The organism is Siphonobacter sp. BAB-5385 (assembly GCF_002261125.1).
GTDB lineage: Bacteria > Bacteroidota > Bacteroidia > Cytophagales > Spirosomataceae > Siphonobacter.
Genome location: NZ_NMPS01000055.1, coordinates 14,380 through 27,687 on the forward strand (window position 1 = coordinate 14,380; position 13,308 = coordinate 27,687).

Genomic DNA, 13,308 nt, shown 5'->3' on the forward strand with positions numbered 1-13,308 from the left:
CCGCTGAGCTGTATCAGACGCTGACGAGTCGACACTATTTCGCACTGGAGGGCAAGGAGTATGCCAAAACTACCAACCCGAACGAAAAGATGGAGCGTTTGATGGAAGGGGTCAGTCGCAAGCTTGACAACCTCAAGAAAACCAACATTACCATCGATCGTCGGGGCTTCAAGGTCTGGGAGGCTGAGAAGAACCGCCGCATTCAATTTCTTAACAATCAATACTTCGGCTCATGAGTTGCTATCGTTTTTTCATGGATGGCGTAGAGGTCGAAGAGCCGCAGGGCTTTGACGGCATGGCGTTTAAAAAAGAACGTCATGCCGTCTATTTCGGCTTCTTATCCCCAGGCATTGGCTACGGGGAGGCAGGTGATTTGACCTTTACGGATGAGATTTCCGTAGGCATCGCCCGGGCGGCCTGGAAACGCGAGGCGGTGGAGGCTCAGGTATCGCTCGACATTCGTCTGGATGAGCAGCTCGTCTTTTCGGGAAATCTGGATTTTGCCAAGGCGAAAGTGGGTAGTGATTACGTGTCCTGTAGTCTGAAAATGCAGAAGTCAGTACGCGATTTTCTGACCACGGCCACCAATACTGTAACTGTTACGCCCAGCGAGCGAGTACAGTTGCCCTCAAGGCCTGATAATGCGATTGCCAGTCACGAAATCGCTCCGGACTTTCCCCAGTACTCGTACAAGGGAGCAGATGAAAAAGACCTTTCGCACTATCCAGTCTGGGAAACCGTGAAAACGGGTACTGACGTCAAGAACTTTGGCGTGGTCGATGAGAAAACCGGCCTTGCCTGGCATGCCGTACCTTCGCCCTTCCGGCCCGATCAAACCGATCTAAACGCTTCCCGCGAAGAGTGGCGAATTGCTTACAACGTTACGGGCTTTAAAGAAACACAGGTCGAGGACTATCAGGACATTACCGTGCGGGTGGTGGGCATGATTCACTTACAAGCGTATTCTGTAGCTGGTGGCTCGTTTCAGATGGTCCTGGAATACGACAAGGGCGGCAGCAGCTACGCAACGAACGCGGGCGATGTCACCAGCCGGGTGACGGTGGCTGATCTGCCGCTTACGCAGCAGCTGACTGAGCACATCTTTTTCTTTGATGAAATCGTCACGCTTCAATCGGTGGGTGCCTGGCTGTTTTATAGGGGCCTTTCCTTTAGGGTGCTTTCCGATACACCCAGCACGGATTTTCTCTTCGATTATCAGGCCGATAGTTTTCTCTCGGTCGAGGTCTTTAAACCAGATGCTCAGCAACCCGTCGATCCATTGTTTTTTGAAGGGGAGGCTTTGATTAAAGACTTACTCAAGCGGAATACGGGGCTTGATGCTCAGGTGAATCTGGGCCTTTTGGAAGGAGAAAAACTGTTTATCACCTCTGGTAAGAACATCCGGGGGCTGTCGTCTGATTTTGGGGTATCCTTCGAGCAGCTATTTAAGGGGCTGGATGGCCTGCTTTGCCTGGGAGCTGAAGTTTCCGGCAATACGATGATCATCGAGCCGAAACCCCGCATGATCGGGAACGCAATCGCTTACCCGCTAGGAGAAGTGGATGAGCTGTTTGAAGAATCATCGGAAAACTGGCTCTTTTCCAGGGTAAAAGTAGGCTTTAGCGAATGGCAGGCGGGCAGTCCTTTTGGCCTCGATGAAATCAACTCCTTCCGCGAGTACGCTACATATATTAAGGCGGTAGAGAAAGAGCTGGACATCCGATCCGAGCTGATAGGATCTTCCTACATCATTCAGGAAGGCCGCAGCCGGATTGGAACCGATGAAGCCCGCGAAGACTGGAGTTTCGATGAAAAGTTGTTTGTAGTCATCGCGGTCTTTGATGCGGCCATCGGCGGGTACCGGGCGAAAACGGGCGATGATAATGCTACGGCCGTACTGAATGTCAAGCAGGCCGTGAACCTTTCCATTCGGCCCACGGAGGCCGTTCGGCGGTGGCTTCCGCTGCTTTCTGCCTCTGGCCAGATGACGTTTTCCGCCGGGGAGGGCAACTACCGGGCGGTACTTGATGGCCTGGCCGAAAACCGAAACTTTCCCCCCAGTACTCCGCTGCTTTCCCGTCGGGCAATTCACATCAATACCAAGATCGAAATGGATACTTACGCGGGTATTGGCCAGACCATTTCTGTCGAGACGGAGGAGGGCATGAGGGAGGCTCTGGTACAGTCGGTTAGTTTTCGTCCATCCACTTCTGACTCCGAGGCGGAGATTGTAGCCTACTTACTTTTATGAAAATCATTGATTTTTCGCCCTTCCCAGAATTTCCGCAGCGGCTTCCCCTGCAAGCAGCTCCGCTGGATGACTGGGCCTTTGAACTCGACAAATCCGTGCTGGGCACGTTGCCCCTAGATCAGGCGGAAGTAGTTCTGTATTCCACTTCCTACCAAGCAAATCTTTGTGCTACGGGAACTGAGCACGTCTATCCGGAACGGGGCGGCCTGCGTCTTTTCGAAGATGATGGAATGGTGAGCTTTAGACTAGCCTTCGGGGCCCTTACGCCGGGTAAGCAATTCGCGGTGCTCATCGATGGGACCGAGTACTTTGGCACCTACGAGGTGGGTTCCGCTGGGCAGGAAGTAGAGCTAAACCGAATCGTAGCCTGGCTGGAAGCCAAAACGGACGTGCAGACCAAAGCCAGCCGGATGGGTAGTTTGATTACTGTGACCATGCGGCCCGCTTTTGCTGGTCAGTTTAACGGCAAGGAAATCGCTACGAGCCTGGGCAGTGGTTCCCGGCAAAACGTGAATAATCCTACGCTGTACACGGAATCGGTAGGCCAGCCCATCGACGAGCCAGCCATGGACGGGTACCGTTGGACCTTTACCAACCTCATGGAGGGGCAAATCGTCCGGTTTAATAATTTTGCCGACATCGTCATTCGGCCCGGCGACACGTCCCAGAACATCATCCCTCATCTGCTCACGGGTATTGGTTACTCGGTGGAGCGGGATTTGTTTTGGGTGCCCAAACCTAACGTCTGGACCCTTGATCCCAGTCCCGGTAGTCGGAAGGTAGTCAATACGAATAAGGTTCAGTTCACGGCTAACTACGTCAGCACCTCGAACGGTGTGGACTACTACAACTTTTCAGTCATTGCTGATAAGATCGAGGAGGGCAATACGTTTCGCTATACGCTTCAGAACGGCACGACTTTCGAAGTGGTAGCAAAAAAAGGCTGGAATGTTAACCAGGTGATGACCGCTTTGCAGCCCGACGGCAAAACGGTTGGTTCCCGCCGTGGCCAGACGCCCGCTCCCAAATACGTTCCCGGATCCCGAACGCAGGTCAACCCCTCGGCTCCCGTCGTCATCCAGGAGCTGGTGCGGACAAAAAAGGCTCAGCAATACATCATGTGGCGGGCGGTCATCGGTGATGATGTCATGATGGGCAATCGCTTCGAGCTGCGGGAAGCGGCCTACGTGGCAAAGCCGGGCGATACCGCCGCCACGGTCGCAGCTGAGCTGGCAAAGCTCCTTGGCGGCAAGGCCGAGGATACGACGGTACTGTTTTTCTCTTCCGAGGAAAAGCCTTTTTACAATCGGGTTTTAAAAGGCAGCTCGCTTTCTGAGGCTGACCGGGCCCCTGTCTCAGTGGCAGGATCTTCCGTTCTGGTGGAAACCAAACGAAAGTGCGTACGGGGCTGGGTACGCTTTCCTTGCGAAAAAGGCCTGGTGCATATTGGCATACGAAAGAAAGGGGAGGCTCTGCCCTTTGCCCTGTCGAATGCCATCCACGTCAAAAGCCGCTATGCGGGCAAAACAGTATTTCTGCAGGTCGGTAATTGGCAGATGCGGCTGGCCGGAACGGTGCGTAACCTGACAGCCGCCCGAGAAGACACGACGAGCACGAGTACGTCCGGGAGCCGGGCTACAACCTCAAAGGTTAGTTACAAATACGATTTGATGCTGGCTCCCTACGAAGACTGGTACCATATCGCCTTGACTACGCTTTTGAAAGGATCTTTTTTTCTTGAAAAACAGGTGTATCAGGTGGATGGTGACTACGAGCAGTCGGCTGAAATGCCAAGTGGTTACGGGCGATCCGGAAAACAGACGCTCACGCTTCATCAGCAAGGGGGTAAATGCTTTTCCTCGGAGCGGGCCCAGCTGGTGATCCAGCCGAATCCGTACCAGGTGCGGGTACGTCTGGCTGGTGAGGAAAAGACGCTGAATCTAACGGCCACGACCGCCGTTTCAAAAGGGGCCTACTATCTGGAAGTGTATTCCGGATCGCCTTTTCCGTGCCGGATCGATGTGGTTCAGGATGGACTCAAAACCAGCAGTCAGTACCTTTCGGGCTTTGGGCACACGGAAGCCGAGGTAACGCTACTTATGCCTGGTACCGTCGTCGAGGTAAAAGTTGAAGAACTGCCTAAAGCCCGTTGTGAATACGTAGCCATGGACGTAAGTGTGTCGAGCTGGGCCTGCGAACTACGGACCGTGCAGCAACTTTCGGATTACAACACGGAAGACTATTCGGGTGAGTACGCTGATAAGGGCTTGGATATCCAGATTCCCGAAACGGGCTTCGGCGGTACTGATGCGGCGATGACGGGATGGAAGAAACCAGTAAAGATAAAAATTGGGGCTACAGAAGTGGATTATTCGGCGTATCTGGAACAGTACGTTTCCGAGGGGTATCCGTACCTGGGCCCCGTATATGATCCGATTTCTTGCGGCTCCTAAATAAATAAAGGCGAAGCTATAAGCCCCGCCTTATTCCAAAGTTCAACCTTCAACCTATCTGAAACAAACATAATAACTTATTTGCAAATTTGTTATTATGTTTGTCTAAATTATCCGGCAGAGAGTACTGACGCTTTTTTCGGCAGAACGAGCGTAACGAATGTTAGCCTTAGACGCTAAATTTTCTTCTAAATGCATATTGCATCCACGCTAGCAGCGTCCTATGACAAGCCAGCAAAATCCTCCTTTTTAACCGCCACTTCGCCAGAACGTGGTTCTTTTATTGCCCTGGTACTCGTGGACCGGGATGTGCCCATCCCTTGGTATGACGGCTCGGCGGATGCCTGGACTGCGTCCAACATTGCAGAAAAGCTCTACAAAGCCGCTCTGGATGGTACTGCCTACGTTTGGAACGCCCACTCTATTAAGGGCCAAAATGAAACGACTGAAAACCGCACGGACGCTGTTTTCGGCTTTTCGGGAATTGGTGAGGCTGTTTCGATCACAGACGTGATTGCCTGGACGGTTCGTGATTCGTTTCACGAGGTCGAGTTCTACAACCGACTCCGCTCGCAGATGTCAGGTGAAGTTCACGCCTTTGTGTTCACGCAAAATTCCGTAATTCCCTACCTGGATGAAGAGCTGATTTTCTCGGATGTGAAGCCCTACAACGTTGACGGTAACATCAACAACCGAATTGTGGGGACTTTCAGCATGACGGGTAATCAGGAAACGAAGGGCGCCAAAGGTTCCCGGGTGCCCCGCATGGGAAAGAACTTCGATCAGAAGTTTAAAAAAGCTCCTCATTTAACCATTACGGGCGGCACGTACGCAGGTACGCAGCCCTTAGCCCCTGCAGCGTGTGCAGGCTCCGTGCTTCGCTTGACGGGTGTAGCCGCTGGGACGGGTCGGACGATCGCTTTTGCAATCGCCGAATCAGGAGTGGCCTGCCAAAGCTGGAGTCTGTTCTTGCAAGACGCGGATGGCAACTTTGTGGACCCTCCAACGGGATGGAGCATCAACCCGGCCACGGGCGTGATCACGGTTCCCAATAACGTTGCAGCCGGTACGCTACTCAAGTTTGCAGTAGCAGCTAGTTTACCGAATGGCGTTGTTGGCCAAAAGAATTTTGAGGTAGTCACCACTGCCTAACGCATCCAAGGCCTATTCTACGACGGAATAGGCCTTACCCTTTTTTGCAATGCTGAGTCTTTCCCAACTGCTGCCGTACTTAGCTGATTCGAATAAAAAGCACGAGCTATACGCTAGAACGCTTGAAGTTAAAAAAGCTCTAGCCGAGACGTTCGGTGAGGAGATGCCTGATTACCTCATTAAAGGGGTAGGGGCGGATAAAAAGCAAATCTTCAAGCCGTTAGAGCAAGAAAAGCACCAGAATTATAAGCGGTCCGTGTATCGAAATCCGTTCCGTTCGTTTCCTTCGCGGGTGATCGAGCAGCTGGACTCGATTCAGCAGGCCGATGACTTTACGGTGTATTTCCCCACCCAGGATGCTCTGCCCAACGAACTGCTTCAATCCTATCTGGAAACCGACTTTCCGGGTGGGTTGCCGTTTCGAACCTGGTTTTTTACGCGTGGCTTAAACCTCTACGTTAATGATCCCAACGGAAAAATCGTCGTTGTTCCGGAAACGCCGCCTGGCAGTGATCGGGAACTCCCCCAGCCTCGGGTATTCGACGTGCCTAGCGATCGCGTTATCGAATGCCAGCAAGCCTTTGCTGTCATCGAGTCCGCCCGAAAGTCCACCATCCGCGTTGAAGGAAAGCTAAAGCAGGATGGACGGATCCTGTGGTTTTTTGATCAGGAAAGCTACACCATTGCCACTGAGGTAGAACGCATCTCTGTCGGAGGCAACAAAAACCGCTCCGTCTTTGAGATTCAGGGGCTTTCGAAGCAGCTCGACACTGAAAGCAACCAACTGATGCTAGGCTTTAATCCGCCCCTTCATTATTGCGGAAAACTACCTGTTTCCCATATTGGCAATGCCAAGCATTTGCTGGAGGAAAAGCCGAGCGGTACCAGGCTGTTTAAATCTGTTTTGACGGATGCCATTGAGCCGCTACGGGACGGACAGGAGCTGTACGTAATGAGTCGGATCGAGTTCTATCAGCATCTCTATAGCAAGTACTGGCAGTACGTGACCACACCCTGCCCCTTGATTAAAACGGATAAGTGCAGCAACGGGTTACTGACCCAAGATTATGAGCAAGGCAATTTTAAACACAAAAGAGGTTCAGCCTGTCCAATTTGCGGAGGGTCGTCTTTTGTTATGCCCAAGTCGGCTCTGGATACGATTGCGGTTACGCTTCCCAAAAAAGCAGGACCTACCGATGGTAATACACCTATGCCTTCGGCTCCTTTCGCTGGTTACGTGGAAAAGTCGATCGACAATCTTACTAAGATGCTCGAGGAGTTCAAAAACCTTGAGGATCGAGCATGGTCGACCATTAACATGGAGTTTATGACGCGGGTGCCGCTGGTGCAGTCTGGCGTCGCAAAAACCGTGGACCGTCAACCCGCTAACAACTGGCTTCGATCGCAGGCGGCTCACCTGGTGGAAAGCGTCATGAATAACGCCACAGCCTTCGTAGCCAATCAGCGGTACTCCGTAGCGATTGGTAAAAAGAGCGTAGGAGCCATCCTGCCCAAGATCAGCGTACCGAAGTTTTTCGACATCTACGATCCCAGCTACTTACTGGAAGAAATTGACAGTCTGCGAAAAATCGGAGCTGATCAGGCGATGATTAGTGAAAAGATGGTCGAATACGAGCGGAAGCGGACGGGTAAGGATTCGCCCACCTCACGATTGCTGCGAATCAAGCAGGCCATTCAGCCCCTGTTCGGGTTTTCTCAAGCGGACGTGATTTCCTTGTACGCGGGTGGTATTGGCGGGGCTACGGCCATCAGCCGGGAAGATTTTCTGTTAAATATTCGCTTCGATGATTTTGTGCAGCGGGCTCTCATCGAGGTAGGGGATGCGTTTTGGTCCATGGAAGAGACAGCCCATAAGGAACTCTTTTACGCCTACGTAGCTGAAGAAATTCCGAAACTACCGCAGGCTGTTTCCCTCTATGATCAAATAAAAGCCAAAGACAATGGAAGTGGAGGAGCTGCTGGCCCTATTGACGAGGATTGAGGCCTTTCGTGATCAGATGATGGCTCGCTTTACGGCGGGTTTGGATGCGGCTACCCAGGAGCTGTATGAGGAGCTGACTACGTTTGCCGAAAGTCTGAGTTTCGGAACTACGGAAACGCCTCTTACCGATGCGGAGAAGATTCGAAACCGGCAGCAGGTACAAACCTTTCGAGCTGGAATCGTATCCAGGATGGAAGCGGGCAAATACGGTACCATTGTCACGGGGCTTATTACGGACTTGCGTCAAAGCCTGGGCATGTTTGACGGCTATTTTGGACGGGTCGCTTTAAACTTTCAACCCGCTAAAGCCTTGTACCGGGAAGTCTTCGCCCAGGGTGTAGATCGCACCATCCTGCAACTGACTGGAGCAGGGATGCAGGCCGAATTTACGGGCCCCGTAATCAATTTGCTCGATCAGTATGTGTCGGGCGGCCAGCCCTTAGCCAAGCTACGGAGAAACCTTCGGGAAGCAGTCGTAGAAAAAGGGCTCACCACCCGGACCGTCAAGCAGCTGGCCAGTGATGCCGTTGAGTTCGCAACGGCTGATTACGTGCAGACCATTAGCCGCGATGTGGGCCTTAAGCACTACCTCTATCAGGGCACTTTGATTGCCACCTCTCGCAAGTTTTGCACGGACCGCGTAGGAAAAGCCTATACAGAAAAAGAGGTATATGAGTGGCTCACCCAGGAGTGGCAGGGCAAAATTTCAGGCACCGATCGGCAGACGATTTTCATCTTTCGGGGCGGGTATAATTGTCGCCATCAACTGCTTCCGATTTCTAAAGCGATGTACGAGTATTTGAAATCTCAATCTTAGGATTTACTTTCGCTTTGTATTTTCATATTTGCAAATGTGTAATTATGGCTAATGACAATGTAACCATTCAGCGATCGGATAAAACCACCTTCGAGGCGGATGCTTCCTTCGTCAACACTCCTGAGTTTGCAAAGCTTCAGCGTACCCACGGCCTCAAAGTTGTGGAGCAGCAACCAGAAGCGGAGCCAGAAAAGGAGTCTAAATCTAAACCGTCCGATAAGGATAAAGACGCGAAATGAAAGATCTGAAAATTCTTTCCGAAGATGAATCCCAGGCGGGCTATCTGATTCCCAAGCAGGAGATTGCCGCCACTGACGAGCAGGAAGCGATCACCCAGCGTGACGAATCGGTTCGAGTCTATCGTAAAGCTTCCATTGATCCAGTACTGGAAAAAATTGGCGGTAACTCGAAACATCCGGATGCCAAAATGCTGCCCCACCCTCGCATGCGGAAAGTAGAAGGTTCGGTATTTGTGGTTTCGTTTACCGACCAAAACGGCCTTGCTCGCAAAGCTGTTCGTCACGAAAGCAAGCTGCCTGCCGAGGTAGTAGCTGATTTCCGCAATCCAGTGGATACTCAAAAAGAGGCCGAGCAGGCTGAAAAGGAAAAAGCCGAACAAACGCTGGCTGAAAAGCAAAAAGTGGATCAGGAAAAAGCAGAGCAGGAGCGTAAGCAAAAGGATGCGGAGGATAAAGTCGCTAATGCTCAAAAAGCCGCTGCCGAGAATGCGAAAAAGGCTGCTGAGGCCGAAAAGCAGGCAAAAGCCAAGGCTGAAGAGGCTAACAAGCTCAAGGCAGAAAACGAGAACCTGCTCAAGCAGCTCGAAGAGGCCAAGAAGGCAGCTCAGGTACCTGCTACAGCCACGCCTCCCCCTAACGCTTAATCATCACTTACGGGATAGGGTGGTTTAGGCCACCCTATCAACGTTCCTTAACAATCGCTATGAAATTCACGCAAGCGTTTAAATCATTTACCGGAGCCTTAGGCTTCAAATTAACGGAGGCTCAATTGGCTCAATTGGCAAAAGCCGATAATGTGGATCTACCCGATGAGCTGGATGATCTCATGGATTATATGGCCAACGACGGAGCAAACGTCATTAAAGGAGCTATGCGGGCTGAGGCACACAATGCCACCGACAAAGCCCTGAATGAATTTGTTGAGTTGTTTGGTAGCCCTGACGACCTGAAAGAGGTGCTCAAAAAGTCGGGAACCCCGACGAAGGTTCGGGAGATTGGTCAGAAGCTGCTTACCAAGTACAAAGCCCTTGAAACCGCTCAGAAAGGCGGCGATGGTGAAGGGGAGAAAAAGTTCGCCAAGGAAATTGAAACCTTGAATGCTCAGCTGCGAGAGTATGCCGAGAAGGAAGAAAAAGAGTGGAAGCCACTCAAGGAAAAAGCCGAAAAGGTTGATCGTCTGGAAAAGAATCTGACGCAAAAAGAGCTTTTAAACCGGCTGATGGGACACAAGTCCATTTCGGATGAGAAGAAAGCCGAGCGTCGCTTTGGCATGACTATCATGGCGGATGTTGAGGATATCCTCGCTCGTGAAAAGGTTCGGATCGATCCTGAAACCTTCAAGCTTGTCAGAACCGAAGACGGTTTGCCCCTAAGCAAAAAGGGCACCGAATACACCCTTGATAACGTCATCGATGAGGTGGCCAATCATGAGGACTGGAAAAAGAAATCTAACGGCTCTCCAACCAAAGATACACTGCCGGTAAATGCGAATGGAGAGGTAGATGAAGCTACGCTGAAGGCCGCTAAAGCCCTGGTGTAGTGATATAGGAGTACAGGGACCTTGTGTCCAACGATTACGCGTACTGGGCTCATAGCCAACGAACGAAAGGGAAATACCCTAACGTGCGAATCAATGCCAGTTCCTAAAATTAGTTTTCCTGGTCGTTTAGCCTACGTGGCTGTATCGGGAACGGTAAACAACAAAAACCAATTTCGCCAGTACGGGGCCGTGTCAGCTCTTCGCTCAGACCAAAACCGTGAGCTTACCAAGAACCTGGATCCTAACCTGAAAGAAGACGGAAGTCTGGTTTCAGCGGAAATGGACGGAGCGATTCCCGTTCCCAAGGTCAAATACGAGTACGACCCCAAGGTCAAATGGTCTGGTACCAACGAATACACCGATTTAACGACCGGTACGATCGTTGCCCAGCCTCTTACCGCTGAGTTTGCCCTGGATAAAGTACGTCAGCCTGATCCAATCCTGATTCCCGCCTACGTGTGGCGAGTACTGGAACAGGAAGCAGAAAAGTATCGTGATCAGTTGCTCGATGACGATCCTGTCGAAGTAGGTAAGGCGATGACTAAAATTCAGGCCATTTCTTCGCTTCAGGAAGTGGGTCGCGTCATCCGTAAAACGATCGAGAGTTCCTTCTTTGTGCCCATTGAAACCGTGGCGGTGAACTCGCTGGTCACCAATGCAGGCAAAAACCCCTTGTATCCTGATCTGGATCCGGGTGAAGCGGCCACCATCAAGTTGATGAATGCCGATGATTCTGTTACGGTGAAACTGGAAGACGATCTTTCCAACCTGACTGCACTTACCCAGGCCACGGGCCCATGGATCGTGCTGGCGGGTACGGGATCACGCGTACGAACCTACTTCAACCGTGTACTGAAGTCTGGTTTGAATGCTGCCGGTATTCAGCTGGGCGAGCAGATCAAGGAAGGTGGCGTTGAGTTTCATACCTCGATGTTTATTGATGCCATTCTGGGCCCCAATCACTTCTTTGTCATGGCTCCGGGTTCTGCTGCTCTGGTTTCTCAACAGGAGCTTCGCCACTACGACGGCCAGACGGTCGATGGGTACACCTATTCGACACTGAGCATGCCCGCCTTTGATTTGGCCATGGATTTACGTTTGCGTGAGTCGTCTCACAACAAGCGTAAAAACGCAGCCAATGCAGACGTGGTTGATCCGCACCCGCAAATCGTGATGGCTCCTTCGCTTCGGTATAACATCTGGACCAAGCCTCAGGGCTTCCACTATGCCGATAACACGGATCCATTGTACGCGGTAAATGGTATCTACCACTACATCGCCGAATAGTTTTCCACACACTTACCGAATTCAGTAGCCAGCGTATGCCTGGCTACTGAGCTTTTTACACTATGGCTTTTTCCTGGAGTGCTCTGATTGCTTTTGCGATGGATAAGCTCACACTGAAAAGTGCTGATGACCGCATTTTCGCGGTCGAGCACCGGGCAGTAGTGATGGCTGTCATCGAAAAAATGCAGGAGCTGGAGCAATCGGCGAAGTCAGGCCTGTACGTAATCGGATCCGTTAAAGCCTTCTCTGAAACGAATATCCCTTCACTGGCCACTGCCCCAGCTTTTTCCGGAATCATGGCCGGGGATGCCGTGGGGATTGTGGCTCAGGCCAACAAAGTCGAAAACGGCGTATACATCTATACGGGATCGGGCTACAGACGGGCTACGGCCGCCGATGGGTTCAACCCTTTAGTGCCTGGTGGCCTGATCACTTCGGGTACTTCGTCTTACGTGCTCCGTACGCGGGGTACGATCGCTGTCGGTACCACCCCCCAGCAGTGGGATCCGTTTTATGTCAATTCGGGCCGGGAGGAAACCAGCGATGAATACATCCCTATTATGGCCGACTCGCAAAAGGAGTATACGCTTAGCGAGGACATGCTCAAAGGGGGCACCATCAAGCGGGTATGGATCGATGATCCAGATAAAACAAAGGTGGTTAAAAACTGGACCTACGACGAGGAGCAGCGAAAACTAACCATCGATGTGACTTACGCCAATCGCTGCCGGAAAGGTTCAGAGCTATTTGCCGAGATCGCTACCATTGGCACCTCCGGGGCTTCGTACGGATTCGAGTTTGAAGCCATCGAAAATGCCGGGAATACCGCTCAGCTAGCCTGGCGATACGCCAACGAAACCAGTGCCAAACTTCGACCCATTAAAAACGCCATTCTTCGCGTAGAAACCGGCGTTCGCACGAAAACGTATCAGGTGGCCGGAGCCAAGAACGGTCAAATCTTCACCCATAATGGCAATACGGATAATCTGATCATTGAAGCCGTAACCAGTAATGGTACTTACGATCGCAACATTACCGCCGTTCCGTCTGGCAAAAACAGTTTTCAGTTGCTGGTTCCGGAAGGCGATCCCGATTTCACCGGAAAAATCTTCCTTAAACTTTATCCGCAAGCATGAAAGCGATTTTAGCACTTGTATTAAGTCTTTGGTTTAGCTACTCGCACGCCCAGGTTGAGCTAACTCAGGCAAAGAATAAGCCGGGTAGTAATTCATCCCGTACGGCTTTGTCAGCGGTCAATGGGGTTATTTACGGAAACGATGGCAATCCTTTCGTACTGGAAGCTCGTAAATTCACTTCTTTAGCTGAGGTAAGAAGCTTTGACAATCCCACTGCTGGTGTGTTTTATCAGGTGTGGCTGAGTAATCGACTGGAGTTTTGGAAAGCGGATTTGATTGACAAAACCACCCCAGACAATAACCTTACCACAGTCGTTAGCTCAACGGGTGTTCGTTATAAACGTTTCTTTTCTTCGCTTTCGAGTCCCTTAACCACTGAATTCAAGGGGACCTGGAACGCTTCGACGAATCAGCCTGCCTTAACCACTACG

The 13,308-nt window shown here is 51.4% G+C and carries 11 protein-coding genes; all 11 read left to right on the forward strand.

Annotated features, from left to right (window positions below):
- The first annotated feature begins 232 nt into the window (after positions 1-232).
- Positions 233-2,251, forward strand: coding sequence for a hypothetical protein (locus BWI93_RS05375; protein WP_094809121.1), 2,019 nt, complete (start codon positions 233-235; stop codon positions 2,249-2,251).
- Entirely contained in the window at positions 2,248-4,704 is a 2,457-nt protein-coding gene (locus BWI93_RS05380; protein ID WP_094809122.1) for a hypothetical protein, read from the forward strand. The genes BWI93_RS05375 and BWI93_RS05380 overlap by 4 nt, the downstream gene beginning before the upstream one ends.
- A gap of 192 nt (positions 4,705-4,896) precedes the next feature.
- Complete coding sequence (locus tag BWI93_RS05385; RefSeq protein WP_094809123.1) at positions 4,897-5,856, forward strand: hypothetical protein; 960 nt, start codon at positions 4,897-4,899, stop codon at positions 5,854-5,856.
- 49 nt (positions 5,857-5,905) lie between these two features.
- Positions 5,906-7,858: a hypothetical protein gene (locus BWI93_RS05390; RefSeq protein ID WP_094809124.1), complete on the forward strand. Its 1,953-nt coding sequence runs from the start codon at positions 5,906-5,908 to the stop codon at positions 7,856-7,858.
- Positions 7,818-8,675, forward strand: a complete 858-nt coding sequence (locus tag BWI93_RS05395; protein WP_094809125.1) for a hypothetical protein — start codon at positions 7,818-7,820, stop codon at positions 8,673-8,675. The genes BWI93_RS05390 and BWI93_RS05395 overlap by 41 nt, the downstream gene beginning before the upstream one ends.
- A 44-nt stretch (positions 8,676-8,719) precedes the next feature.
- Positions 8,720-8,914 carry a hypothetical protein gene (locus tag BWI93_RS05400; RefSeq protein ID WP_094809126.1) on the forward strand — a complete coding sequence of 65 codons (195 nt, stop codon included), beginning with the start codon at positions 8,720-8,722 and terminating at the stop codon, positions 8,912-8,914.
- Positions 8,911-9,558 carry a hypothetical protein gene (locus tag BWI93_RS05405; protein WP_094809127.1) on the forward strand — a complete coding sequence of 216 codons (648 nt, stop codon included), beginning with the start codon at positions 8,911-8,913 and terminating at the stop codon, positions 9,556-9,558. Before BWI93_RS05400 ends, BWI93_RS05405 begins: the two co-directional genes overlap by 4 nt.
- A gap of 59 nt (positions 9,559-9,617) precedes the next feature.
- The gene (locus tag BWI93_RS05410; protein WP_094809128.1) at positions 9,618-10,454 is read left to right on the forward strand and encodes a hypothetical protein; all 837 of its coding nucleotides are present in this window, start codon (positions 9,618-9,620) and stop codon (positions 10,452-10,454) included.
- A 93-nt stretch (positions 10,455-10,547) separates the two neighbouring features.
- Positions 10,548-11,741 (forward strand): hypothetical protein, encoded by a 1,194-nt coding sequence (locus BWI93_RS05415; protein ID WP_094809129.1) that lies wholly within the window; start codon positions 10,548-10,550, stop codon positions 11,739-11,741.
- Positions 11,742-11,803: 62 nt separating this feature from the next.
- Positions 11,804-12,877, forward strand: a complete 1,074-nt coding sequence (locus tag BWI93_RS05420; protein ID WP_094809130.1) for a hypothetical protein — start codon at positions 11,804-11,806, stop codon at positions 12,875-12,877.
- Positions 12,874-13,308, forward strand: a 435-nt coding sequence (locus tag BWI93_RS05425) for a hypothetical protein (RefSeq protein ID WP_141217364.1), incomplete at its 3' end; no start/stop codon positions are given. The genes BWI93_RS05420 and BWI93_RS05425, both read left to right, overlap by 4 nt.

Bases quoted from the DNA above. Each gene is read 5' to 3' on its own strand.
- BWI93_RS05375 (WP_094809121.1), top strand. From the start codon at position 233: ATGAGTTGCTATCGTTTTTTCATGGATGGCGTAGAGGTCGAAGAGCCG.
- BWI93_RS05380 (WP_094809122.1), top strand. From the start codon at position 2,248: ATGAAAATCATTGATTTTTCGCCCTTCCCAGAATTTCCGCAGCGGCTT.
- BWI93_RS05385 (WP_094809123.1), top strand. From the start codon at position 4,897: ATGCATATTGCATCCACGCTAGCAGCGTCCTATGACAAGCCAGCAAAA.
- BWI93_RS05390 (WP_094809124.1), top strand. From the start codon at position 5,906: ATGCTGAGTCTTTCCCAACTGCTGCCGTACTTAGCTGATTCGAATAAA.
- BWI93_RS05395 (WP_094809125.1), top strand. From the start codon at position 7,818: ATGGAAGTGGAGGAGCTGCTGGCCCTATTGACGAGGATTGAGGCCTTT.
- BWI93_RS05400 (WP_094809126.1), top strand. From the start codon at position 8,720: ATGGCTAATGACAATGTAACCATTCAGCGATCGGATAAAACCACCTTC.
- BWI93_RS05405 (WP_094809127.1), top strand. From the start codon at position 8,911: ATGAAAGATCTGAAAATTCTTTCCGAAGATGAATCCCAGGCGGGCTAT.
- BWI93_RS05410 (WP_094809128.1), top strand. From the start codon at position 9,618: ATGAAATTCACGCAAGCGTTTAAATCATTTACCGGAGCCTTAGGCTTC.
- BWI93_RS05415 (WP_094809129.1), top strand. From the start codon at position 10,548: ATGCCAGTTCCTAAAATTAGTTTTCCTGGTCGTTTAGCCTACGTGGCT.
- BWI93_RS05420 (WP_094809130.1), top strand. From the start codon at position 11,804: ATGGCTTTTTCCTGGAGTGCTCTGATTGCTTTTGCGATGGATAAGCTC.